Origin of the sequence: Streptomyces hyaluromycini (assembly GCF_002217755.1) — a bacterium.
GTDB lineage: Bacteria > Actinomycetota > Actinomycetes > Streptomycetales > Streptomycetaceae > Streptomyces > Streptomyces hyaluromycini.
In genome coordinates, this window is the sequence record NZ_BCFL01000020.1 from 40,277 (window position 1) to 64,351 (window position 24,075).

Sequence of the window (24,075 nt, forward strand, 5' to 3'; positions counted from 1 at the left end):
CCTGGTCAGGCGGTGGGCAGGGGCGCGGCGCGGAACGCGGCGGGCGGCACGCTGGGCCGGCAGTCCAGGACGTCGACCGGCTCTCCCATGGCGACGGCGATCTTCCGGTCGCCGCTGAACGGGTCGCGGCCGTGGGCGGCGAGGATGTTGTCGACGAGCATCACGTCGCCCCGCTGCCAGGGTTCGCGGACGGTGGCCGCCTCGTAGACGGCGTTGAGGGTCTCCACGTCGTCCCGGGTGAGGGGGGCTCCGTCGCCGACACCGGTGTTGAAGGGCAGGCCGTCGGGGCCGAACTCGTCGGTCAGGGCCTCGCGGATCATGGGGTCCAGCGACCATTCGTTCCAGAACGCGAGGTGGTTGAACCAGACCTCCTCGCCGGTCTCCGGGTGGGTGATCGTGCCCGGGCGCAGCTGCCGGGTGCGCAGCCGGCCGTCCTCCCGCCACTCCCAGGAGACGAGGTTCTCGGCGCAGTACTCCTCGGCCTTCTCCGGGTCGTCGGTCGCGAAGGCCGTGCGCCAGTCCAGGGACACGTATTCCGAGTAGTTCCGGGTGAGCGTCCAGCCGTTGGCACGCACTCGGTCCACGAGGGCGGCGGGCAGGTTCGCCAGGACCTTGCGGCAGTCGACGACGGGGGTGGCGCCGCCCTCGGCGGGGGCGGTCAGGCAGGCGAAGAGCAGCTTGCCGGGGAAGGTGAGCGTGTAGCTGTTCTCGTTGTGCATGCGGATGGACTGGTGGGGCGGCAGGTCGGTCGAGGAGAAGACCCCGTGGCCGAAGTCGCTGCGCGGGGTGGCCTTCTCCCGGTACGGGGTGGGCTCGGGCAGCAGCACGTCGCGGACCCGGGCGACGTCCTCGCTGCCGGCGACCGGCAGGCCCCGGAGGAAGATCGCGCCGTGCTCGGCGAGGGCCGCCCGCAGCTGCGGGCTGTTGTCCTGGAGCCAGTCGACGGCCGCGTCCATGTCGTGGACGCCGGTGACCCGGGTCAGGGCCGGGCGGCCGGGAGCGGTCTCCCAGTGCGGTGTGGTCGGTGCGGTCGGCACGGCGGGGCCTCCTAGCGGCCGAGGGCGGCGAGCAGGCTCGCCGGGCGGATGTCGGTCCAGTTCTCCTCGATCCAGGCGAGGCAGGCCTGCCGGCCGGCCTCGCCGAAGGCGACCGTCCAGCCGGCCGGGACATCGATCCACGCGGGCCACAGAGAGTGCTGGTTCTCGTCGTTGACAAGCACCTTGTAAGTGCCGTTCTCGTCCTCGAAGGGATTCGTCATGATGCTTTTCCTCCGTCGTGGGCAGGGCGGGAAATTCGGGGTTCTCGGAATTCCGTCCGGACTTTTCGAAGTTATCGGCGCTCGTTTCCGCCGACAGGCAGGAGTTCCGGCAGGATTGGGGAAGTTCAGCGCGCGATCAGACGCACCGGGAAGTGGTCCAGGCCGAAGTTGATGATCGAGCGGTTGTACTGCACCGGTCCGGTCGGCTCGATCCGCTCGACGCGTTCCAGCAGGGCCGTGAAGAGCGCGGTCAGCTCCGTCTTGGCCAGCGGGGCGCCGATGCAGTAGTGCGCGCCGAGGCCGAGGGCCACGTGGCGGTTGGGGCTGCGCTCCAGCAGGATGTCGTGCGGGCGGTCGAAGGCGGCCGGGTCGTGGTTGGCCGCCCAGGTCCATACGACGACCCGCTCGCCGCGCCGGATGCGGTGGCCGCCCAGTTCGGTGTCCTTGGTGGCGGTGCGCAGGGTGTGCAGCCCGACCGAGGTCCAGCGCAGCAGCTCGTCGAGGGCCGGCCCCATGGCGGCCTCGCCGCTCTGCAGCCGGTGCCACAGCTCCGGGTGCCGTACCAGTGCGAGCAGCCCCATCACGGCGGTGTGCCGGACGGTCTGCACTCCGCCGACGACGATGTTGTCCAGGTTGAGGACCACGTCCTCGACCGGCAGCAGCCGTCCGGCGATCCGGTAGCCGGCCATCATGCTGATCAGGTCGTCACGGGGGTCGGCCCGCCGCTTCATGACCTGGTGCATGAGATACGGGATGAGCCGCTGGTGACCGGCCCTGCGCTCCTGCGCGGTGCGGCCGAGGAAGGCGTCGTCACAGACCTGTACGACCATCTCGCGGTCCTGGTCCGGGACGTCGAGCAGGTCGCACATCACGGTCAGGGGCAGGGGGGAGACGACGTCGACGAGGTCGACCTCGCCCCGCTCCACGGCCGAGGTGACGATCCGGCGGGACAGCTCGGTGATGCCGGGGGCGGCGCCGCGGGCCCCGCCGGGCGAGAGGAACGGGGTGGCGGGCGCCCGGAGTTCACGGTGCCGGGGCGGGTCGGTCAGGGCCATCATGCGGCCCGCGCCGACGGGTGTGTTCCCGGCTCCGGCCCCGAGCAGTGAGCCGCCCTCCGAGCTGTAGACGGCCGCGTCCTTGAGGACCTCGACGGCCAGGTCGTAGGAGAGCACCGACCAGACCGGCCCGTCGTCGGCGGTCTCGGTGCGCTGGACGGGGCCCGCCTCCCGCAGCCGGTCGACGACGGCGGGCAGGTCGGGGCGGGTCCACAGGCCGGGGTCGCTCAGGTCGACGGAGGCGGCCGGCGCCGGGCCGGGGATCAGCGGGCGAGGGGCTGTACTCGTGGCCATCGGGGCTCCCTGGGGGTCGGATCGGGCCGGTGCCCGACGATCGAGGTCAGCAGGCCCACCGGTCCGGGCCGTTGTACGGTCGCCAGCAGATGGCCGCCGGGGACCACCGTCAGGCCGAAGGCGCCCGAGGTGTGCTGCGCCCAGCCCGCGAGCAGGGCGGCGTCGAGCATCGGGTCGGCGTCGCCCGCGACGGCGTGCAGGTCGGTGTCGAGCAGCGGGCCGGGCCGGTACCGGTAGGTGTCGCGCACCGTGAGGTCGCTGCGGATGGCCCGCAGCGCCAGCTCCCGCAACTCCGGCTCCGACGCGACGAGTTCGCCCATGCCGCAGGTCCGCAGCAGATCCTCGGCCCCGTGCTGGGGCGGGGTCGGGGCGGCCCAGGTGCCGGGCGGGGACGCCGAGGCCGTGATCACCACCTCCGGACGGTGCTCGGCGGGCAGGGCGCGTGCCACCTCGTAGGCCAGCAGGGAGCCGAAGCTCTGCCCGTAGAACCCGAAGCGGCCGCTCAGGTGCGGCAACAGGGCGTCTGCCACGGTCCGCGCAAGCAGGTCGAAGGTGGCGGGCATCGGGTGGCGGCTGCGCCCGCCCCGGGCCGGCATGCGCAGTGCCCACACCTCGGCGGCCGGGGCGAGCGCCTGGGCCAGCGGGGCGAAGGCGGTGGCGTCACCGCCGGCGTGCGGGAAGCAGAACAGCCGGTAGGGCCGGTGGTCCTGGGGTGCGGGCACCAGCAGCCAGTCCCCCTCGGTGCGTGGGCGTGCGGGGTTCACCGGGCACCCGCCGCGCCGCCGACGAGGGCTGGACGCCGGGTCGCCGGGGCCTGCCCTGCCGTGCGGACCGCCTCGGTGAAGTCGGCGAGGTCGCGGGCGTCGAGCAGGTGGCGGAGCTGGAGTTCGACGCTGAGGGTGCGGCGCAGGATGTGGATGACCCGCAGCGCGGCAAGGGAGTGGCCGCCGAGGGTGAGGAAGTCGTCGTCGGGGCGGATGTCGTCCCGGCCGAGGACGGTCCGCCAGACGTCGGCGACCTGTTCCGCCAGGCCGGTGCCCGTCGGACCGGTCCCCGACAGGTCGGCCGGCTGCGGCCGGGGCCCGGCGGCGGGCGCCGGGGCGGGCAGTGCGGCGTGGTCGAGTTTGCCGTTGGGGGTGAGCGGCAGGGCGTCGAGGACGACGACCGTGGCGGGGACCATGTGGGCAGGCAGCAGGGTGCGGGCGTGGGCCAGGATGTCGTCGGCGCCGAGGTCCGGGGTGCCGGCGGTGGTGAGGTAGGCGATGAGCCGCTGGTCTCCGGGGGCGGCTTCGTGGACCTTGACGGCGGCCTCGCGGATCCTCGGATGGCGGGTCAGGGCGCCCTCGATCTCGCCCGGTTCGATGCGGAAGCCGCGCAGCTTGAGCTGGCGGTCGGCGCGGCCGGCGAACTCCAGGGTGCCGTTCTGGGCGCGGCGGGCGAGGTCGCCGGTGCGGTACATCCGCGTACCGGGTGCGCCGGGGCAGGCCACGAAGCGTTCGGCGGTCAGGCCCGGGCGGCCGACGTACCCGTGGGTGACGGCGGGACCGGCGATGTAGAGCTCCCCGGTGGCGCCGGGGGCGACCGGCCGCAGTGCCCGGTCCAGCAGGTGCAGGGTCACGGCCGGCAGGGCGTCGCCGATGTGCGGGAGGGGTCCGGTGATCCGGGTGGCGGTGGAGTCGACGGTGCACTCGGTGGGGCCGTACAGGTTGAGGGCGTCGGTTCCGCCGGCGGTGATCTCGTCCCAGGTGGCCCGGGGTACGGGCTCGCCGCCCATGAACAGCCGGACCGGGCGGGCGGCCAGCGCCTCGCGCAGCAGCTCCCAGTGCGAGGGGGTGAGGTCCAGGTCGGTGACGCCGTGCTCGTCGAGCAGGGCGGCCAGCCGGACCGGGTCGGTGCGGGTCGTGTCGTCGACCACGACGACGGTGTCGCCCCGGCAGACCCGCGCCCACTGCTGGACGGAGGCGTCGAAGGACACGCTCGCGCTCCAGCCGACCACGCCCGGCTCGGACCGGTACATACCGTGTTCCTCCAGCCCGGCCAGCAGGGTGGCGACACCACCGCGGGTGGCCTCGACGCCCTTGGGGCGGCCGGTGGAGCCCGAGGTGTAGATGACGTAGGCCGCGTCCAGCGCGGTGACCGGGGTGTCCGGCGTGTCCGGGCCGAGGTCGCCCGTCGCGTCGGGGCCGAGGGCCGGGACTCCGCCGGGCAGCGGGACGGCGCCCGGCTCGGCCGTGAGCAGCAGGGCCAGGCCCGAGTCCTCGGCCATGAAGGCGAGCCGTTCCCGGGGGTAGGCGGGGTCGAGCGGTACGTAGGCCGCGCCCGCCCGCCACACGGCGAGCAGCGCCACCGGCAGGTCGGTGGTGCGGCGCAGGTGGACGCCCACCCGGTCGCCGCGGCCGATGCCGCGGGCGCGCAGGGCGCCGGCCAGCTCCGCGGTACGGCGGGCCAGTTCGGCGAAGCTGAGCCGGCCGTCGGCGGCCACGACCGCGGTGCGCCCGGGGGTGGCGTCGGCGGCGCCCAGGAACCGGGTCAGCGGGTCGACCGGTCGGGGGCCGTGGGTGTCGGTCATGGGGCTTGTCTCGCTCTCTTCTCGGTCTGCGCGGGCGGTCACAGGGCCGCGTCCATCGCGTGGAGGGCCGTCTCGTAGGCGTCGAGGAAGGCCTCGGCGAGCGCGTCGGGCACCACGGACCGCTGTTGGTCCACGGCCAGCAGAACGCGGTCGGACACGGGGTCCTGGATCAGTGAGGCGCCGAAGGCGAAGCTGTTGGGTTCGTGGCGCATGGTGGGCTCGCAGCCGATCCGGTCGTCCTCGATCCGCGCGTCGCCGAGGTGTCCGAGAGCGTGGAAGCGCAGGAAGCCGAACTGGCTGTCCAGCCGGGTGCCGGTCATCAGCCGGGCCAGCCGGGCGATCGGGACCCGGCGGTGCGGCATCATGTCCAGCTCCTCGCGGTGCACCTCGCGCACCAGCGCCAGCGGGTCGTCGGAGTCCGCGCCACGGGTCCCGGCCACCAGAGGAACGGTGTTGAGGAACAGCCCGTACACCTCGGTGCCGCCGCGCCGTTCGAGGCGGCCGTTCATCGCCAGGCCCGTGGTGATCCGGCGGCGGCCGGTGATCTCCTGGAGCGCGTGCACATGGGCGGCGAGCGCCACGGACTTGACGGGGACGCCGGTGGCATCGGCGACGCGGCGCAACTGGCCGGGGGCCTCGGGCAGTACCCGTTCCACAATGCGGGCCAGTTCATGGGTTTCACCGGCGCCGTCCCACAGCTCGCCGCTGACGCCGTCGAGCTTGCCGCGCCAGTACGCGAGGGATGCGGGGTCGGCCGCTGCCTCCCGTTCGACGGCCACGAAGTCCCGGTAGCGGGAGCCGGGCGGGGCGGCCGGATCGCTGTCCGGGTCGGCCGACAACTCGGTGTGGCGTTCGAGGAGTTCGGCGAGGAGCGAGGTGAAGCTCCAGCCGTCGAGGATGGTGTGGTGCTCGGAGACGGTGAGCTGGAAGGAGGTGTCGGTGAGCCGCTGCACGGTGATCCGGAACAGCGGCGGTTCCAGCAGCTCGAAGGGGGTCCTGCGGTGGTTCTCGAAGACCGCCGTGACCGCCTCGTCCCGCTCGTGGGCGGCCAGCCGCCGCAGGTCGTCGAAGGTGACGGGCGGCGCCAGCTCGCCGTGCACGAGCTGGAGGGGTTCGGCGTAGCCGGAGATGTCCAGGCCGGTCCGCAGGACGGGGTGGCGGGTCATCGCCTCGGTCACGGCCCGGCGGAACGCCGCCTCGTCGAGCGGTGCGCTGATCCGGTAGCTGTTGACGTTGTGGTAGCTGTCGGTCGATCCGGCGATCTCCATGTGGAAGACCATGCTGAGCTGCATCGACACCATCGGGTAGGCGTCCACGACGCCGGCCGGGAGCTCGGCCCGGGTCTCGGCGTCGACCAGCGAGAAGGGCCCGTCGGCGGTGTCCGTACCGGCCACCGGGCGGGCCAGCGGCGCCAGGGCGGCGATGGTCGGCGCGTTGAAGATGTCCCGCAGGGTGACCGTCCAGCCGGCCTCGTGCAGCTCTCCGGAGAGCTGCACGGCGCGGATCGAGTCGCCGCCGAGGTGGAAGAAGTCGTCGTACGCCCCGATACCGGTGACGCCCAGGACCTGTGACCAGACCGCGGCGAAGTCCCGCTCGGTGTCGTTGCGGGGGGCCACGTGCCCGGCCGCGGAGCCGGCGGGCGCGGTGGTGTGCGGGCTCGGGTCGGGCAGGGCGCGGCGGTCGACCTTTCCGTTGACGGTCAGCGGCAGGGTGTCCAGGACGGTGACGGTGGCCGGGATCATGTAGTCGGGCAGTGAACGGGCCAGGAACTCGCGCATTCCGGCCGGCTCGCGGCCGGTGACGTAGGCCGCCAGCCGCTGCTGGTGGACCGTGACCACGCAGGTGTCCACGTCGGGGTGGGCGGCCAGCGCGTTCTCGATCTCGCCGAGTTCGATGCGGAAGCCGCGCAGTTTCACCTGGAAGTCGGCTCGCCCCAGGTATTCCAGGCCGCCGTCGGGCAGCCTCCTGGCCACGTCCCCGGTGCGGTACATCCGGGCCCCGGGCGCGGTGGCGTAGGGGTCGGCGACGAAGCGCCCGGAGGTGAGGCCGGGCCGGTCCCAGTAGCCGTGGGCGAGGCTGCCGCCGCCGATGTACAGCTCGCCGGGCACGCCCACCGGGCAGGGCCGCAGCCAGTCGTCGAGGACCATCGCACTGAGGTGCGGCATCGGTGTGCCGATCAGGCTGCGGTCGAAGTCGTCGGCGTCGGGGCCGAGGTCGTGGGTGGTGACGTGGACGGTGGTCTCGGTGATCCCGTACAGGTTGCACAGCCGGGCCGGGGGCAGCGGGTCGAGGGCGTTCCAGCGGCGCACCACGGCGGGGTCGAGCGCCTCCCCGCCGAGCATGACCTGTTTCAGCGCGGGCAGGGCGCGCGGCCGTTGCCGCAGGGCGAGTTCGAGCTGGCGCAGCGCGGACGGGGTCAGGCACAGGAACGAGACGCCCTCGGCCGCGAGCAGTTCCGTGAACTCCTCGGGCGAGCGGCTGGTCAGGTAAGGCACCACGACCAGCCGTCCGCCGTGCAGGAGGGCGCCCCACAGCTCCCAGACAGTCCAGTCGAAGGCGTAGCTGTGGAAGAGGGTCCACACCTCGTCGGGGCCGAAGGGGAAGTGCCGGGCGCCGGCGTCCATCAGTCGGGTGACGTGTTCGTGGGCGACCGCGACGCCCTTGGGCCGGCCGGTGGAGCCCGAGGTGAAGATGATGTACGCGGTGTCCGAGGGGCGTACCACGACAGCGGGGCGGGTGGCCGGTAGCGCGGCCAACTCAGCGTCATGCAGAGCTGGTTCGACCAGCTGCCACGGGCCGTCCGGGACCCGGTCGGGCCGGTCGGTGACGACGACCCGGACCCCGGTGTCCCCGAAGACCATCGCGGCCCGGTCGGCGGGGGCGGTCAGGTCCACCGGCACGTAGGCCGCGCCGGCCTTCAGCACGCCGAGCACCGAGACGGGGATCTCGTGCGTGCGGTCAAGGAGCAGGCCGACCCGGTCGCCGGGGCGGACGCCGCGGGCGATCAGTGCGTGGGCCAGCCGGTTGGCCCGCTGGTCCAGTTCCGTGTAGCTCAGGGACCGGTTGCCGTGGGTGAGGGCCGTGCGGGTGGGGTGCGCGTCGGCCGCGTCCTCGAACAGCCGGTGCAGAGCGCGGCCTTCGGGGATGCGGACGGGGGCGGCGGGCGGCTGCCGGTCGGCCAGGCGGGTCAGTTCACGGACGGTACGGCCGGTGTCGTCGAGGGCGGCCGTCAGCAGGGCCCGCCAGTCGTCGGTCATCCGGCGTACCGTCTCCGTGTCGAAGAGGCCGGTGCTGAACTCGACCTCGCCGCGCAGCTCGCCGTCGTCGTAGACGGACCAGGTCAGGTCGAACTTGCTGGTGCCGTTGGAGTGCACCCGCCGGTCGGCCGAGGCGGGCCCGAACGCCAGGGGTGCCCGGTTCTCGGTGTGCGAGCCGAAGACGACCTGGACGAGCGGCGGGTGGGCGGCGGAGCGGTCCGGGGCGAGCTGGTCGACGATCGTGTCGAACGGCACGTCCAGATAGCCGTACGCCTCGAAGGCCACGTCGGAGACGTGGGCGAGCAGCTCGCGGAAGGTGGTGCGGGCGCCGAGCCGGACCCGCAGCGGCAGCAGGTTGACGAAGTAGCCGACCAGGTTCTCCAGTTCGGGCCGGTCGCGGGTGGTGACCGGAGTGCCGATCACCATGTCCTCGGCACCGGTGTGGCGGTTCACCAGGAGGGCGAAGGCGGCCAGTTGCACGATGAACGGCGTCACCCCCTCGCTCTCGGCCAGCGCGCGGACCCGTGCCGCGGTGCCGGCCGGCAGGTCGAAGGGCTCGGTGCGGCCGAGGTGGCCGCGCTCCGCCGGGCGCGGCCGGTCGGCGGGCAGTTCCAGCAGGCCGGGGGCGCCGTCCAGCCGGTCCTTCCAGTAGGACAGGTGGTCCTCGAAGGAGCGGCCCTCTTCCCCGGTCGCGTAGTCGGCGTACTGGACGGTCAGTTCGGGCAGCCTGGGATCGCGGTGTTCGGTGAGGGCGGTGTAGGTCTCCGCCAGTTCCGTCTCGAAGACGTCGGCCGACCAGCCGTCCCAGACGATGTGGTGGACGACGAGGACGACGGTGGTCTCGGTGTCCGACCGCAGCAGGGCCGACGCCCTCAGCAGCGGTCCGGCGGCGAGGTCGAAGGGGACCGCCGCCTCTGCGGCGAGCCGCTGTGCGGCCTGTCGTTCCCGCTCGTCCGCCCGCAGGTACCGCAGGTCCACGACGGTCAGCGGGATCTCCAGGCCGGGGTGGACGAGCTGGCGGGGGCCTTCGGGCCCCAGGGTGAAGGTGGTACGCAGCGCCTCGTGGCGGGCGACCACGGTGTTGAGGGAGCGCTCCAGGAGCGCGGTGTCGAGGGGGCCGGTGAACTCGAAGACCCAGGGGGTGTTGTAGGTGGCGGTCCCGGGGTGCCAGCGGTCCAGGAACCACAGTCCTCGCTGGAGGCCCGAGAGCGGTGCGGTCCTGGCGGGTGCCGGGGCCGACGGCGGAGCGGGGACGGGCAGCGGGGTGGGAACCGGCGGCGGAGCCGTGTCCGTGGGCGAACTCACTGTCGGTCTGCCTTCCTTGTCGGGGAGCGGAGGTGTCGGTCCGGCGTAGAGCCGGCGCCGGGCGCGTGTCGGACACGCGGTGTGCCGTGTGCTCAGGCCGGCAGCAGTTCGGCGATCGCGCTCACGGTCCTGGCCCGGAACACCAGGTGCGGCGGGACGCGGGTGCCGGTCTCCCGGGACAGGCGCATTGCGACGCGTACGGCCGACAGGGAGTTGCCGCCGATCCGGAAGAAGCTGTCGTGGCGGCCCACCTCGGCGAGGCCGAGGATCTCCCGCATCACGTCGGCCACCAGGCGTTCCCTGCCGACCAGTGCGGTGTCCCCGCCGCCGTACCCGTCCCCTCCGGTGGCGGCCGCCGGGGCCGGCAGGGCGCGGCGGTCGGCCTTGCCGTTGGCGTTCAGGGGCAGCGCGTCCAGGACGTCGACGGTGGCCGGGACCATGTACTGCGGGAGCCGCCCGGCCAGGTACCGGAGGAGGGCATCGGGGTCGGGGGTCGCACAGCCGTCGGAGGCGGTCGTGACGTAGGCGGCCAGCCGCCGGTCCCCTGGGGCGGGCTCGTACACGGTGACGGCGGCCTCCCGTACCCCCGGGTGACGGGTGAGGAGGTCCTCGATCTCTCCCGGTTCGACGCGGAAGCCCCTGATCTTGACCTGGTCGTCGGCGCGGCCGGTGATCTCCAGCGTGCCGTCCGCCGTGCGGCGCCCGAGGTCCCCGCTCCGGTACAGCCGCCCCCCGTAGCCGCCGGGATCGGCGACGAAGCGGGTGGCGGTGAGGCCGGGCCGGGCCGTGTAGCCGAGGGCGAGGCCGCAGCCGGCCGTGTAGAGCTCGCCGGTGACGCCGGGTCCGACGGGCCGCAGGGCTTCGTCGAGGACGAGGACGTCCTTGCCGTAGAGCGGACGGCCGATGGGGATGGAGGCGGTCGTGACGTCCTCGGGCACGACGGTGTGGCAGGTGGTGAGGCCGAGGCTCTCGACGGGGCCGTAGCCGTTGGCGACCCGGAGTCCGGGGAACATCTCCAGTGCCTTGGCGACATGGGTCACCGAGGCCCGCTCGCCGGCGGTGAAGGCGGTGCTCAGTCCGGCGAACGTGTCGGGGAACTCCTCCAGGAGGAAGTTGAACAGGCTGGCGGACAGCTGGAGCTGGGTGACCCCGTGGCGGCGGGTGAGCTCGGCGACGGTCTCCGGGTCGGGCCGCTGCCCGGTCTGCAGGACGCAGGTGCCGCCGAACATCAGGGCGCCGTACAGCTCAAGGGCGAAGGCGTCCCAGGAGACCGGGGAGCACTGGAGCCAGACCTCGTCCGGGCCGAACCGGGCGTAGTCCTGGCCCGCGTAGGTGCCGGTCAGGGCGCGGTGCGGCACGGCGACGCCCTTGGGGCGGCCGGTGGAGCCGGAGGTGAACATCACGCAGGCCAGGTCGTCGCCGGTGACGGGCAGCCCGGGGTCGTACTCCGGGCGGCGGGCCAACTCCCCCGCGACGGTGTCCAGGTCGATGTGCGCGCCCTGCCAGGCGAAGGGAACGTCCTTGCCCCGATGGGTGATCAGGTGTCCGGCGCCGCTGTCGGTGGCCGCTCCGGCGAGCCGCTCGGCCGGGAAGTCGGGGTCCAGCAGGGTGTATCCGGCGCCGGTCTTCAGCGCCGCGAGCAGGGCCACGACGAGGTCGAGGCCGCGCTCGACGAGCACCGCGACGACCGTCCCGCGCCCGGCGCCCCGGCCGGCGAGGTAGTGGGCCAGCCGGTTGGCCCGTGCGTTGAGCTGCCCGTAGGTGAGCTCCTCGGCTCCGGCTATCAGGGCGGTGGCGTCCGGGGTCCGGGCGGCGGCCGCCTCGAACAGGGTGTGCGCGGGGGCGGCGACGGCCGCGGCCAGTGCGCCCAGCCAGCTGTCGCAGAGCGCCTCCATGGTCCGCGCGTCGAACAGGTCGCTGTCGTACTCGAACCGGCCGGTGAAACCGGTGCCCAGGTCGTCGACGGAGACGGACAGGTCGAAGCGGGAGACCTCCTGCACATGGAGTTCGCGGGTGACGGTGATGCCGTCGACCTCCAGCGGCCGGGTGTCCAGCGGATGCAGTTCGAGCAGGACCTGGCAGAGCGGGTTGCGGTCCCGGGGCGGGTCGGTGACGACCCGGTCGACGATCGCGTCGAAGGAGGCGTCCTGGTTGCGGTAGGCGCCCACCGAGACGTCCCGGACGTGGCGTACGAGGTCGCGGAACGGCAGGTCGGGGTCGATCCGCAGCCGCAGTGGCAGCAGGTTGACGAAGTAGCCGATCAGCCCGGCCGCTCCGGCCCGGCCGCGCACGTTCACCGGGGAGCCGATGACCATGTCCCGCTCCCCCGAGCGCCGGTGCAGCGTGGTCGCCAGCGCGGCCAGCAGCACCATGAACGGGGTGGCGTCCTCCTCGCGGGCCAGCTCGCGCACCGCCCGCGCGACCGGCTCCGGCATCGTGAAGCTGTGATGGGCGCCCCGGAACGCCTGGAGTTCGGGTCGGGGCCGGTCGGTGGGCAGCGCGGTGGTCTGCGGCACGTCCGCCAACTGCTCGGCCCAGTAGGCGAGCTGGGCTTCGGTGGCGGCGGCCACGGCGTCGTCGTACTGCCAGGCGCTGTAGTCGGCGTACTGGGCGTCGAGTTCGGGCAGCCGGTGCGGGCGACCGGCCCGCAACGCCTCGTAGACCTCCTTCAGTTCGGTCTCCAGGACGGGCAGTGAGCCCTCGTCCCACACGATGTGGTGCAGGACCAGGAGGAGCACGGTCCTGCCGTCCGGCGCGCGCAGGGCGTGGGCGCGCAGCAGCGGTCCGGTCTCCAGGTCGAAGGGCTCGACGGCAGTCGCTGCGATCAACTCGGCGATCCGCTCGGTGGGTGCCTCGGTGACGGTGAACGGCACGGTGACGCTCTCCCGGACGACCTGGCGGGGGCCGGTGTCGCCGAGGACGAAGCAGGTGCGCAGGCTCTCGTGGCGGTCGACCACGGTCTGAAGGGCCCGGTGCAGCAGGCCGAGGTCGGGGGCCGCGGCGAAGCGGAACACCCAGGGCACGTTGTAGGTGGCGGAGCCCGGGTTCCACTGGTCGAGGAACCACAGGCCGCGCTGGTACGCCGACAGGGGTGCCTCGCTGTGCCCCGACCGGGTCAGGGCCGGGAGCCGCTCGCCCTCGGGGGCGGTGGCGACGGCGGCGAACTCCGCGAGCGTCGGGGCCTCGAAGATCGCGTACGGGGAGACCACGCCGAAGACGTCCGCGACGCGCCCGACGACGCGCACCGCGGTGAGCGAGTCGCCGCCGAGGTGGAAGAAGTTGTCGTGGGCGCCGACGTCGGGCACGCCGAGTACGTCGGACCAGACCCCGGCGAGCAGCCGTTCGGCCTCGGTGCGCGGAGCGACGTACCCGTCCCGCACCAACGCGTTCTCGGCGCCGGGGTTCGGCAGGGCCGCCCGGTCGATCTTGCCGCCCGCGGTCAGCGGGAAGGCGTCCAGGACGGTGAGGCTCCCGGGGACCATGTGCTCGGGCAGCCGGTCCGCCAGGAACGCGCGGACCTCGCGGTACTCCGGCGGCACCGGCGCGGTGGTGGTGGCGTAGGCGGCCAGCCGGCCCTCGTGGGCGGTCACCACGCAGGCGGCGACCGACGGATGGGCGGCCAGCGCCTGTTCGACCTCGCCGGGCTCGACCCGGAAGCCGCGGATCTTCACCTGGTGGTCGGTGCGACCGACGAACTCCAGAGCGCCGGAGGACCGCCGCACCAGGTCGCCCGTGCGGTACATGCGGGCACCCGGCACGGCCGAGAACGGGTCGGCCACGAAGCGTTCGGCGGTCGCCGCGGGGCGGCCCCAGTAGCCGGAGGCCAGCAGCGGCCCGCCGACGTGGAGTTCGCCGGCGGTGCCGTCGGGCACCGGGCGCAGGGCGTCGTCCAGCACGTACAGGGCGCGGTCGCCGAGCGCGTCGCCGATCGGCACGCGGCGCTCGCCGTCGGCCGGGTCCGCCGGCTGGAGGACATCCTGGACGGTGGCGGTGACCGTCGTCTCGGTGGGCCCGTACGCGTTCAGCAGCGGGACGCCGGTGAGTTCGGTCCAGGCGGCCGCCGTCTCCGGGTACAGCCGGTCGCTGCCGGAGATCATCAGTCGCAGCGAACCGGGGACGCGGGCACCGGCCCGCAGGGCGGCCACGACCTCCTGGAAGTAGCCGGCGGACAGGTTGGCGACGGAGACCTCCTCGGCCGCCAGCAGGGCGAGCAGTTCACCGGCCGCCAGGAGTCCCCGCTCCGGTACGACCAGGCAGGCGCCGGTCGTCAGGGCCGTCAGGACCTGTTCGACCGCCACGTCCACGGAGGGCCTCGCCATGTGCAGGACGACATCCCGGTGGGTGATGCCGAAGCGGGCGGTGGCGGCCTCGATGTGCCGCGCCAGCACGGACGCGGCGACATGGACGCCTTTCGGGCGGCCGGTGGTGCCGGAGGTGTGGACGAGGTAGCCGGAGCCGCCGGCCCGACCGGATGTCAGGGCTCCGACGGTGAGTTCGCCGTGAGTCAGGAAGGCCGTCGCCCCGGCGTCCCGGACGATGAACTCGGTGCGCTCCGCCGGGGCGTCGGCGTCGACCGGCAGATGGATCCCGCCGGCCCGCAGCACGGCCAGCAGTCCGACCACGTGGTCGAGACGGTCCCGCCCGGACACCGCGACGACCTGGCCCGGGGCGATGCCCGCCGCCAGGGCACCGGTCAGCCCGTCGAGTTCCGCGTAGCTGAGGGTCCGGCCCGCGCAGCGCACGGCGGGCCGGCCGGAATGGCGGCGTACGGCCGCCTCGAATGCGAAGGGAATACCGTCTGAGGACATGGGTTCACCCCGATGTTGGAAATGCCCGCGGAATTGGCGACGCGAGAAACGCTAGGTCGCGCCAACCCGGTGGACGGGCAGTTGGAGAGGAAGAAGAACGGCAATTTCGACGGCTCGGTCAATTGCCGTCCGGTGACCAGACGTCCTGCTGGTCGAGTGCGTCCGGGGCGTATTTTCCCAATGCGCTGATCAGCATCCGCATTTCCATGGCGAGGCATTCCGTGAAACGGATCAGCCCCTGGTCCGGGTCCTCCGCGACGGACAGCAGCGCGGCCCGGCCCAGGCCGACGGCCCGTGCGCCCAGCGCCAGGCTCTTGACGGCGCGGGTGCCTTCCCACATCCGGCCCGACACCAGCAGGCAGGGCGGCGGGTCGTCGGCCAGGCGCCGCAGGCACGCGGCGAGCGGCAGCCCGACCCCGCCGGTGAAGGCGACGGGCGCCCAGCCGGTGCCGCCTTCGGCGCCGTCCACCGTCACCGCGTCCGCGCCCGCGTCCACGGCCACCCGCGCCGCCTCGGCGACATCGCGGCCGGGGTGGAGTTTGACCCAGACCCGGGCCCGGGGGAAGTTGTTGCGCATCAGCCGGATCTGCTGGCGCAGGATCTCCGCCGTGAACGTGCCGGGGCTGCTGGAGCGCAGCACGTGCCGCTCGCCGAGGGCCGCGGTGTCCAGGCCGTACCGGTCGCCCAGCCGCGCTGCCGCGGCCGTGTCGAGGACGGTCATCCCGCCGAGCCCGGGCTTGGCGCCCTGCCCCGTCTTGAGCTCGAAGGCGAGCCGTCCGGAGTCCAGCAGGGGCCGGGCGGCGGGGTCGCTGTAGACGAGGTTCCAGACCTCGGCGTCGGCGTCCTCGGTGCTCTGCTGCACGGCCACTCCGCCGAGCCCGTCGGGCAGTTCGTCGGTGTAGGCGCGCAGCCGGCCGAGCAGCGTGACGGTGGCGTCGCCGGGCGGGCCGTCCAGTCGGCCGTAGCCGTGCACCGGAACCACGTTCTCGCCGATGACCATGGGCAGCCCGAGACGGCCGGCCTGACGGCCCAGCGCCAGGCCGGGGTCGCCGCCGGCCGCCCGGGTGGAGCCCAGCGCCGACACATACACGGGCAGTGCGGCGGTGAAGCCCCCGATGCCGGTGGTGAGTTCGACGTCGTCGTACATCGGCTCGCGGCCCAGTTCGATCAGCTTCTTCAGCCGCTCCTCCATGAAGACGGGCGGGACGAGACGCATCCGGTCTATGTCGTCCTCCGGGGCGGTGGGCGCGCAGGCGCCGAAGAGCACGTGCCCGTAGTCCTCGGCGGCCGGGAAGGCGGCCGCCGCTCCCGACCGGGCCCGGCGGCGGACCTCGTCCTCGGGGAAGGCGGGGGCGACGGGGCTCACGGCGAGACCACCCCGGGCAGCTTGGGGAAGGCGTTGGCCTGCCACACCGCGTCGCGTCCGGCCACGTACCGGGTCAGCCGCTCGACGCCGATGCCGAAGCCCGCGCTGGCGGGGACGCCCTCGCGCACCAGGTCGAGGTACCAGCGGTACTTCTGCGGGTTCTCGCCGGTCTCCCGCATGCGGGTGACGATCTGCGCGTAGTCGTTGGTCCGCTCGCTGCCGCTGCACAGTTCGCCGAAGCCCTCGGGGGCGATGAGGTCGAAGTTGCGCAGCACACCGGGCTCGGTGCGCGACTCGCGGTCGTAGAACCCGCGGGATCCCTTCGGGTAGTCGGTGACGAAGAACGGGCGCGCGGCCTTCGACGACAGCAGTGCCTCGCCCGCCCAGTCGATCTCGGCGTCCGGGCTCTGGTCGTGTCCCACAGCCCGCAGTTCGGCGACCGCGTCGGCGTGCGTGAGCCGGCCGAACGACCCGTGCAGCAGCTCGGTGAAGGCGTCTACGTCCCTGCCCAGGAGTTCGAAGTCGGCGGGCAGCGCGTCGCGGGTGGACCGGACCATGTGGACCACGAGGTCCTCGAGGAGTCCGGTGATCCGCTCCCGGTCCGCGCCGGCCACCTCCACGTCCAGCTGGTGGAACTCCGCGAGGTGCCGGTCGGTGTCGGTGGTCTCCAGCGGCTCCAGACGGACGTTGGGGGCGATGCAGAAGATCTTGTCGAAGGCCAGCAAGGAGGCCTGCTTGTAGAGGATGGCGCTGGTCATGAGCTTGTAGCGGTGGCCGTAGAAGTCGATGTCCACCTGCTTGGAGCCGCGGCTTCCCGGGTCGGTGACCGGCCCGATGACCGGCGGCAGCATCTCGGTGAACCCGGCCGACGTCAGGTACTCGCGGGCGGCCGCGATCAGCCGGTTCTGGATGCGCAGGGTGCTGCGGGTGGCCGGGGACGAGAGGTGTGCCCGGGGGGCGGGCGGGGACGGTGGGGAGTTGGGCGTGTCGTGGTTCATGGCTGCTGATCCCATCTGTGGGTTGTCTGGGCGAGGACGGGGTGGGACGGCTACCGGGCGGCGGTCTCGGCCCGGGCGCGCCGGTCGAAGGTCCGCTGTACGTACGACAGGGCGGCCATCAGGCCGTCCGAGCCGAGGATCGGATTCCGGCCCCGTCCGGGCCGGCCGGGCAGCGGCATCGCCCCGGCGGCGGACCAGTACAGGCGGCCCTCGGCGTCCAGGCCGCTGCGGGCGCGCCCGGCGTTGTCGGGGTGGAGGCAGAACGGCACGTCCAGGTAGCCCCGGGCGAAGGCGGTCACCAGGGCGCGGCCGATGTCCCGGTCGAGGCCGAGGACGGCGTCGATCAGGGCGCTCGCCTCCGCGTGGATCCCGGTGTCCGGGGCGCCGGCCGCCCTCGGCGCGGACGCTTCCGCGGCGGCCGCCCCCGCGGCCGTCTCCAACGCCCTTACGTTCTCCGCGACGGTGGGGATCCGGTGCGCCTCGGCGGTCGTCTTCACGATGAGCCGGGCCGCGCCGGTGCGGACCGCCAGCCGGGCGGCCTCCCGCAGGAGCAGCCGCGCCCCTTCGGGGGTCAGCGGGTACATCCCCATGTGCGCGTAGACGACGATGTGCCACTCGATGTCCGGCAGCAGTGCGGCGGCGAGCCGGGACAGCGCGGTGACCGACTCCTCGTCCTGGCGGGCGTTGGCCTGCTGCGCGTAGCTGAGGGAGACGCTGCGCAGCCCGTGCTGCCGGAAGAAGAGGGCTTCCAGCACGCTGAGCGCGATCAGCAGGCCGGGCGGGCAGAGCTGGCCCATCATGCAGCCGCCGAACGTCTCCAGATGGGGGCGTGCGCCGGTCTGCTGGGCCTCGGCCAGCAGCGCGCAGCTTCGCTCCCAGCCGGCCACGGCCACGTTGAGCGGGACCCGGCTGTAGGGCAGGCAGTACGAGACGGGGCCGCCCTCGGTGGCGTCCAGTCCGGCGGCCAGCAGCGCGGTCACGATCTTCTCGGGGCGGGCCGAGCCGTGCCGGACCTGCACCGGGAATCCGTCGTCCGCGACATCCCGCAGCACCTGCCGGGTCACGGCCGGGTCGTAGGTGGTGATCGGGTAGCCGTTGAGCGCCACGCCCTGGGCGACGGCCCGCCGGGCCGCCACGGCGTCGCCGGTCCTCGTGTAGCTGTCCACGGTGATGGTGCCGACCGTGGTGGCCGCCGCGCCGCGGGTGGCCCGCAGGCCTTCGCGCATCCGCTCGGGGCGACTCATCCCCATCCGCGGCTGCACCACCAGGTGGCCCCGGGCCTGTGCCCGGGTCACGAACTGCCCGAACGGCACCGGTGGCGAGGCCGGCCGGGCAGTCATACCGGCACCGCCCGGGACAGCGTGCGGACGAACGAACGCAGCTCGTCGGCGGAGGCGCTCTCCTCGAAGACCTGGTCGAAGCCGGCCGCCCGCAGCGTCCGCGCGACCGATCCGTCATCGGCGCCCGTGATGCCCAGCTTGCCGCCGATCACCACCTGGGTGCGCAGCAGTTCGGGACAGGCACGCAGGCCGGGGATGACCCGCTGGGCGTCGATCGCCCCGTGTCCGTTGACGCTGCTGAGGACGATCAGCTCGGGGGCCAGTCGCCGGCACTCGGCGATCAGTTCGGCGTCCGGGACGCAGGCGCCCAGATTGGTGACGCGGTGGCCGAGTTCTTCCAGCAGCAGTTGCAGGAAGACCAGATTCCAGGTGTGTGCGTCCGACGCCATGGTCGAGACGACGACGTCCAGGCCGACGCGCTCGGCCTTTCCCAGTTCCACGGAGATTCCTAGTTGGTTCAGTAGGGATGGGGAGGTGGGGGGGAACGGCGGAGCGGCGAGCGGCGAGGTGAGGGGCTCGTGGCGGGTCAGGAGACCAGCGCCGCCGGGAACGGGGTGCGGGGCAGGGACTCTCCGGGTACCGGCGCCAGGCCCGGGGTGCCGTACTGCTCCCGGCAGACCGTGCGGACGAGGTTCAGTACGGCGAACCTGGCGCTGCTGCGATCCGGGGTCAGGCGGAGCAGACCGCGTGAGAGAAGTCCGTGTACGGACTGGTGACAGTGCTGTGCGCTCCGGCCGCCGGCCGCCGCGGCCTCTTCCAGGGACCAGTCGGACGCCGAGTCCGACAGCAGTCGTACGAAGGCCAGCTGATCGGCGGTCAGCGAGCGCAGGGCCTCGTCCAGGGCCTCGCGCACGTCGCCCCGTTCGCAGTGCGTGACCGGTGGGGCGGCCAGCCCGAACGGGGAGGCGGACAGCCGTTCGGTCAGCCGGCCCGGGGATTCGAGGAGCGTCCAGCCGGCCGCGTACTCCAGTGCCCGGGGCAGCCCGTCCAGGTAGGCGCAGAGTCCGGCGATGGCCAGGGTGTCGGACGGCTCCAGGGTGAGGCCGGGGCGGAGCCGCCGCATGTGGGCCAGCATGAGCCGCACGGCCGGCACGTCCGCCAGGTCCCGTGGTGCCGTGTCCGGACCGGGTGTGTCCAACGGTGCCAGCGGGACCACCTGTTCGCCGTCGAGGGACAGCGGCGACCGGGAGGTGACCAGTACCCGCAGGCCCGGGCGACGGTGGAAGACCCGGTCCAGCAGGGTGTGGTCGAGCCCGTCGTCGGCCCCGTCGAGCACCAGCAGCGCGGGCCGGTCGCCGTCGGCCTCCAGGAGGCCGGTGCCGCCGGCGAGCGCGGCCACGGACACCCGGTCGCCGCAGGACACCCAGTGCACCGGCCAGAGCTCGGAGCGGTGCGTGCGCCAGGCCGCCTCCAGGGCCAGCCTGGTCTTGCCCACCCCGCCCAGGCCGACGACCGACACCAGCCGGTCGCCGTCCCCGGTGAGGCAGTGCGCGAGCGTCGCGGTCTCCCGTTCGCGCCCGACGATCGCGGTGCGCGGGGCGGGCGGGGCCGTGGGCTCCTCGACAGGCGCATGCCGGCGTGCCGACGCCTCGAAGGCGGAGCGCGCGCGGCCGGTCAGCCGCAGCGCGTCGGCCACCAGCCGTACGGTCTCGTGCCGGGGCCGCCTGACCCGGCCGGCCTCCATGTCCCGTACCGCACGCACGCTCAGCGTCGCGTGATCGGCCAGGCACTGCTGGGTCATTCCGGCGCGTTCACGCTGGGATCTGAGCAGTTCGCCGAAGCCGGACACCGGCTGACCACCATCCATGCCGATTTCCCTTCACATCACCACACCGATGATCGGGCCGAGGCCGGTTCCGGTCTCCGCCTGGAATGGATGGTGGTGGGATCGGATATACGGGGGATCATCAGCCGTCCCCAGCCGCTCGGGCGCGGCGGTGATCGGGCCTCCATCCGGTGTAGATCGGCCGTCGGCAGTCTCGGACCAGAACGAGGCACACGGCCTCACCGGGCTCCCCCCGGTACCCGAGACCCAGCTCCTGGGCCCGATCCCGAAGGCGGACGGCACCTGATGAAGGCATTCCCGATGTCCCTGGTCCCGCGTAAGGCCGCGCTCCTGATCGCCACCGTCGGCTGCGCCGCCGCGCTGACCGCGGCGGTGCCGGTGGGCACGCACACGGACGCCCCGAAGCCGGCCCGCTCCACGGCCGTGCTGGCCGACGGCGGGGCCCCGGACGAGTGGAACAGCACGGGCTGACCCGGGACGGCCTGCCCGTACGGGTGAGCGGCTCAGCCGACCTTCGGCTGGGCCGCTCATTCGTTCAACGGGCTGCCAGTGTCTTCGTTCAACGGGCCACCCGCGTCGGTGGGTTCAGGCTTTCACGGGCCCGGCGGAGCAGCCGGGAGCCGTGCCGCCAGCTGCTCCGCCTCGTCGGCGTCGGGCAGTCCCAGGCGGGTGAAGACGACGGCCGCCTGGCGTGCCCGGGACAGCGCCGCCGGGTTGTCGCCGAGGTCGGCGAGCGCCCGGCCGAGGACCAGCAGGGTGTTGCCCTTCTCGCGCTCGGCGCCGAGTTCCTCGCACAGGGCCAGGGCCGTCTCCCCCTCGGACAGCGCGAGGTCCGGTTTCCCCATCACCCGCCAGGCGGCCGCGAGCCGGGTCCTGACCTGCGCCTCGCGGCCCCGGATACGGAACGTCGTGCAGGTCTCCAGGCATCTGGTGTAGCTGGCGACGGCGTCCGGGTGGCGTTCGAGCTCGTGCAGTGCCATGCCGTGGACGTACCACGCGTAGGAGGTGCCGTGCGGGTCCGCCACGTCCCGCAGTTCGGCCAGGACCTCCTCGCACATGCTGACGGCCTCCTGCGCGCGGCCGCTGCGCAGCCGTGCCTGGGCGGCGTTCAGCCGGGTCACCAACTCGCCCGACCGGTGGCCCAGTTCCCTGGCCAGTTCGATCGCCCGGTCGTAGGAGTCCACGGCGTCTGCGTACCGGTGCTGGAACTGGGCTATCAGACCACGGTCGTTGAGGATCTGGCGCAGGATGACGGTGTCGCCGGCCCGCCGGCAGGCCTCGGTGGCCAGCCGGGTCTGCGACTCGGCCTCGGCGAGCTGGGTGTTCTGCAGCGCGGCGTTGCCGCACACGAACCGAGCCCGGCCCTCGGCCTGGTCGTCGCCCCGCAGTGCGGCGGCCTCGGCCACCACCCGGGCCGCCGTGGCCAGTTGCGCGTACGGGATGTCCCGTCCGAAGGGGGTGAGTGCGACCAGCAGGTCGGTGGCCGTGCGCAGCATGGGGGTGTCGCCGCCGAGCGCGAGCCGGGCGGCGGCGGTCACCGCGTTCGTGGTGCAGTCGAACTCCGAGGTCACCCAGGCGCGTGCGTCGGCCAGGGTGGCGAACCGGTGTCCGGACGTGGCGCCGCCGCCGAGGATGGCGCCGACCGGATCGCCGGGCACCATGCTCTGGAACGCCGAACAGGCCACGTCGAGCAGATGGTCGAGGAGCCGGCCCAGGGCGGCGGTGCCCTCGGCCCCCGCCGTGCCGGACGGCTCGCCGGTGCGGTGTGCCACGGCGGGGGCCGTCAGCTGGAGTGCGAAGGACCGGAGCAGGTCGTGATAGCGGTACCGGCCGGGCAGCGGCGCCTCCAGCATGGCCGCGTCGACGACCGATTCCAGCAGGTCCTCGGCCTCGTACTCGTCGAGTTCGAGCACCACCGCGGCGGCTTCGAGGCCGATGCCGGGCCGTGCGAGCGGCGCGAGCAGCCTGAAGGCCCGGGCCTGCTCGTCCGTGAGCTGGCGGTAGCCGAGTTCGAAGGCCGCGGCCACGCCCAGGTCTCCGGCGCGCAGTTCTCCGATGCGCAGCCGTTCGTCGGCGAGGCGGGCGGTCATGGTCTCGATCCGCCACCGGGGGCGGGCGGCGAGCCGTGACGCGACGATCCGCACGGCGAGCGGCAGGTGTCCGCACAGTGCCACCAGCTCGGCGGCGGCTCCGGGTTCCTCCGCGACCCGCCCCGCGCCGGCGATCGAGCGGAGCAGGGAGAGGGCCTCGTCGGTGTCGAAGACGTCGAGATCGGTCTGGAGGATGGTGGGCAGGCCGCTCAGCCGGCCCCGGCTGGTGATGATCACCCCGCAGTCGGCCGAGCCGGGCAGCAGCGGTCTCACCTGGGCGGGGTCGCGGGCGTTGTCCAGCATGAGCAGGATACGGCGGCCGTCGAGCGTCGTACGGAAGAGGCGGGCGCGGTCCTCGGTGGCGGCGGGCAGGCTGTGTCCGGGGGTCCCGAGCGCGGTGAGGAAGCTGCCCAGGACGGTTGCGGGGTCGGCCGGTTCCAGGCCGTTGCCGTGCAGATCGGCGTAGAGCTGTCCGCCGGGGAAATCGGGTTTGGCCCGGTGCGCGCCACGGAGGGCGAGGGTGCTCTTGCCGATGCCGCCCATGCCGCTGATGGAGACGACGGGCAGGGCCACCCGGGCGGGGTCGGTGAGGGCGCTGCACAGCGCCTCGACCTCGACCGTCCGTCCGGTGAAGTCGGCCGCGTCGGCGGGTAACTGGGCCGGCCGCAGGGGTGGGGCGGGCGCGGGCGCCTCGGCCGGTTCGGCGGGTTCGGCCGGTTCTGGGGGTGCTGGGGGTGCTGGGGGTGCTGGGGGTTCGTTCGCCTCGGCCGTGGCCTTCGTGGCCGCCGCCGACGGCCTGGCGGTGTCCGTGGCACGGTCCGCCGCGGGCCCCATCAGCCGCGGGTCGCCGGCGAGGACCCGGGCGTGCAGGCCGGTCAGCTCGGGGCCGGGGTCGATGCCCAGTTCCTCGGCGAGCACCCTGCGCGCCCTGCCGAACACCGCCAGCGCCTCGGCCTGGCGTCCGACGGCATAGAGCGCCCGCATCAGGAAGCCGTAGGGTCTCTCCTGCATCGGATGCTCATGGGTGAAGGCGATGAGGTCCGGGATGACCAGCCCGTGCTGTCCCTCCCGGAGGCGGTGCTCGAATCTCTGCTCCAGCAGGGTGAGCCGCAGCGCGCTGAGACGGGAGCGCTGCTGTTCTGCGAACGGCCCCGGCACACCGGTCAGGGGTTCGCCCTGCCAGAGCGCGAGCGCCTCGTTCAGCAGGCTGCCGCACTCCGCCTCCCGGCCGGCGTCCCGTGCCCGCAGGGCTTCGGCCGCGAGTTCCTCGGCGCGAACCGCGTCCACCGACGCGGGTGGGACGGTCAGTTGATAGCCGTCGCGCAGCGACACCAGGAGCTTGGGCGCGGCCCGGTCCTCCTCCATGACCTGTCGCAGTCTCCACGCGTAGGTGCGCAGGGTGGAGAGGGCGGAGTCCGGGGGTTCCTCGCCCCAGACCGCGCTGATCAGCTCATGGGCGGAGGCCGCCCGGCCGGACCTCAGCAGCAGGGCGGTCAGCAGCGCCTGCTGCTGTGGAGACCTGGTGGGGAGGGCCGCCCCGTTCCGCAGTACCTGCACGGCCCCGAGCACGACGAACCGAATGCCCTCGGCCATTCCCCTCCCCTGACCCCCAGCCTCCCCGCCGGGTGCATCCCGATGCTCTGCCAGCCCCAACCCACCTGCAAGCCGTCTCACCGATTATCGAGATCTTTTGACCGAAAATGGCAGTCGATTCCGGACAACCGGCGGCGCCGACCACGCACCTTCGGGCAGCCGGGTTCCCCGGACCGGGCTGCGACCTGGTTCTTCGTCAGCGCCGCTGCACGGAGCGGCGATTGCCGTACCGTCGAACGGCGATGTCCTCCCGGGTCCCCACGATCAGGTTGAGCGCACGGACCTCATCGTCGACCGCCTGGCCGGCCGGCCGAGCGAAATGCACACGAGACCGTGGCATGACTGGGTGGCCTGAG

General features: G+C 73.5%; 14 protein-coding genes. 1 reads left to right on the plus strand and 13 read right to left on the minus strand.

The genetic code is table 11. From position 1 onward, the window contains the following. Positions 1 to 5: 5 nt before the first annotated feature. The 12 genes from SSP29_RS22010 to SSP29_RS22065 form a co-directional block, all read right to left on the minus strand. Positions 6 to 1,037: a TauD/TfdA family dioxygenase gene (locus SSP29_RS22010; RefSeq protein WP_150134654.1), complete on the minus strand. Its 1,032-nt coding sequence runs from the start codon at positions 1,035 to 1,037 to the stop codon at positions 6 to 8. An 11-nt stretch (positions 1,038 to 1,048) separates the two neighbouring features. Further along, the gene (locus SSP29_RS22015) at positions 1,049 to 1,258 is read right to left on the minus strand and encodes an MbtH family protein (RefSeq protein ID WP_089102479.1); all 210 of its coding nucleotides are present in this window, start codon (positions 1,256 to 1,258) and stop codon (positions 1,049 to 1,051) included. Positions 1,259 to 1,383: 125 nt separating this feature from the next. After that, positions 1,384 to 2,607: a cytochrome P450 gene (locus SSP29_RS22020; RefSeq protein ID WP_089102480.1), complete on the minus strand. Its 1,224-nt coding sequence runs from the start codon at positions 2,605 to 2,607 to the stop codon at positions 1,384 to 1,386. Then, positions 2,577 to 3,371 carry a thioesterase II family protein gene (locus SSP29_RS22025; RefSeq protein ID WP_150134655.1) on the minus strand — a complete coding sequence of 265 codons (795 nt, stop codon included), beginning with the start codon at positions 3,369 to 3,371 and terminating at the stop codon, positions 2,577 to 2,579. Before SSP29_RS22025 ends, SSP29_RS22020 begins: the two co-directional genes overlap by 31 nt. Further along, positions 3,368 to 5,176, minus strand: coding sequence for a non-ribosomal peptide synthetase (locus tag SSP29_RS22030; RefSeq protein WP_089102481.1), 1,809 nt, complete (start codon positions 5,174 to 5,176; stop codon positions 3,368 to 3,370). Before SSP29_RS22030 ends, SSP29_RS22025 begins: the two co-directional genes overlap by 4 nt. Before the next feature lie 38 nt (positions 5,177 to 5,214). Beyond that, positions 5,215 to 9,738, minus strand: coding sequence for a non-ribosomal peptide synthetase (locus tag SSP29_RS22035; RefSeq protein WP_150134656.1), 4,524 nt, complete (start codon positions 9,736 to 9,738; stop codon positions 5,215 to 5,217). A 92-nt stretch (positions 9,739 to 9,830) separates the two neighbouring features. Further along, positions 9,831 to 14,546: a non-ribosomal peptide synthetase gene (locus SSP29_RS22040; RefSeq protein ID WP_089102483.1), complete on the minus strand. Its 4,716-nt coding sequence runs from the start codon at positions 14,544 to 14,546 to the stop codon at positions 9,831 to 9,833. Positions 14,547 to 14,664: 118 nt separating this feature from the next. Continuing rightward, positions 14,665 to 15,912 (minus strand): glutamate synthase-related protein, encoded by a 1,248-nt coding sequence (locus SSP29_RS22045; protein WP_089102484.1) that lies wholly within the window; start codon positions 15,910 to 15,912, stop codon positions 14,665 to 14,667. Further along, positions 15,909 to 16,925 (minus strand): asparagine synthetase A, encoded by a 1,017-nt coding sequence (locus SSP29_RS22050; protein ID WP_150134657.1) that lies wholly within the window; start codon positions 16,923 to 16,925, stop codon positions 15,909 to 15,911. The genes SSP29_RS22045 and SSP29_RS22050 overlap by 4 nt, the downstream gene beginning before the upstream one ends. 35 nt (positions 16,926 to 16,960) lie before the next feature. Then, entirely contained in the window at positions 16,961 to 18,250 is a 1,290-nt protein-coding gene (locus SSP29_RS22055) for a methylaspartate mutase (RefSeq protein ID WP_089102486.1), read from the minus strand. Then, on the minus strand, positions 18,247 to 18,690 hold the full coding sequence (locus SSP29_RS22060) for a cobalamin B12-binding domain-containing protein (RefSeq protein WP_150134658.1): 444 nt from the start codon (positions 18,688 to 18,690) through the stop codon (positions 18,247 to 18,249). The genes SSP29_RS22055 and SSP29_RS22060 overlap by 4 nt, the downstream gene beginning before the upstream one ends. A gap of 86 nt (positions 18,691 to 18,776) precedes the next feature. Further along, positions 18,777 to 20,057, minus strand: a complete 1,281-nt coding sequence (locus SSP29_RS22065; RefSeq protein ID WP_089102487.1) for a helix-turn-helix domain-containing protein — start codon at positions 20,055 to 20,057, stop codon at positions 18,777 to 18,779. Positions 20,058 to 20,321: 264 nt separating this feature from the next. Between SSP29_RS22065 and SSP29_RS52595 the strand changes: the two genes are divergently transcribed. Beyond that, entirely contained in the window at positions 20,322 to 20,507 is a 186-nt protein-coding gene (locus SSP29_RS52595; RefSeq protein WP_145968943.1) for a hypothetical protein, read from the plus strand. A 122-nt stretch (positions 20,508 to 20,629) separates the two neighbouring features. Here the strand turns inward: SSP29_RS52595 and SSP29_RS22070 are convergent, their stop codons facing one another. Beyond that, positions 20,630 to 23,719 carry an AfsR/SARP family transcriptional regulator gene (locus tag SSP29_RS22070; protein ID WP_089102488.1) on the minus strand — a complete coding sequence of 1,030 codons (3,090 nt, stop codon included), beginning with the start codon at positions 23,717 to 23,719 and terminating at the stop codon, positions 20,630 to 20,632. Positions 23,720 to 24,075 lie beyond the last annotated feature (356 nt).

Bases quoted from the DNA above. Each gene is read 5' to 3' on its own strand.
- SSP29_RS22015 (WP_089102479.1), bottom strand. From the start codon at position 1,258: ATGACGAATCCCTTCGAGGACGAGAACGGCACTTACAAGGTGCTTGTC.
- SSP29_RS22020 (WP_089102480.1), bottom strand. From the start codon at position 2,607: ATGGCCACGAGTACAGCCCCTCGCCCGCTGATCCCCGGCCCGGCGCCG.
- SSP29_RS22030 (WP_089102481.1), bottom strand. From the start codon at position 5,176: ATGACCGACACCCACGGCCCCCGACCGGTCGACCCGCTGACCCGGTTC.
- SSP29_RS22040 (WP_089102483.1), bottom strand. From the start codon at position 14,546: ATGTCCTCAGACGGTATTCCCTTCGCATTCGAGGCGGCCGTACGCCGC.
- SSP29_RS22050 (WP_150134657.1), bottom strand. From the start codon at position 16,925: ATGGGATCAGCAGCCATGAACCACGACACGCCCAACTCCCCACCGTCC.
- SSP29_RS22055 (WP_089102486.1), bottom strand. From the start codon at position 18,250: ATGACTGCCCGGCCGGCCTCGCCACCGGTGCCGTTCGGGCAGTTCGTG.
- SSP29_RS22065 (WP_089102487.1), bottom strand. From the start codon at position 20,057: ATGGATGGTGGTCAGCCGGTGTCCGGCTTCGGCGAACTGCTCAGATCC.
- SSP29_RS52595 (WP_145968943.1), top strand. From the start codon at position 20,322: ATGAAGGCATTCCCGATGTCCCTGGTCCCGCGTAAGGCCGCGCTCCTG.
- SSP29_RS22070 (WP_089102488.1), bottom strand. From the start codon at position 23,719: ATGGCCGAGGGCATTCGGTTCGTCGTGCTCGGGGCCGTGCAGGTACTG.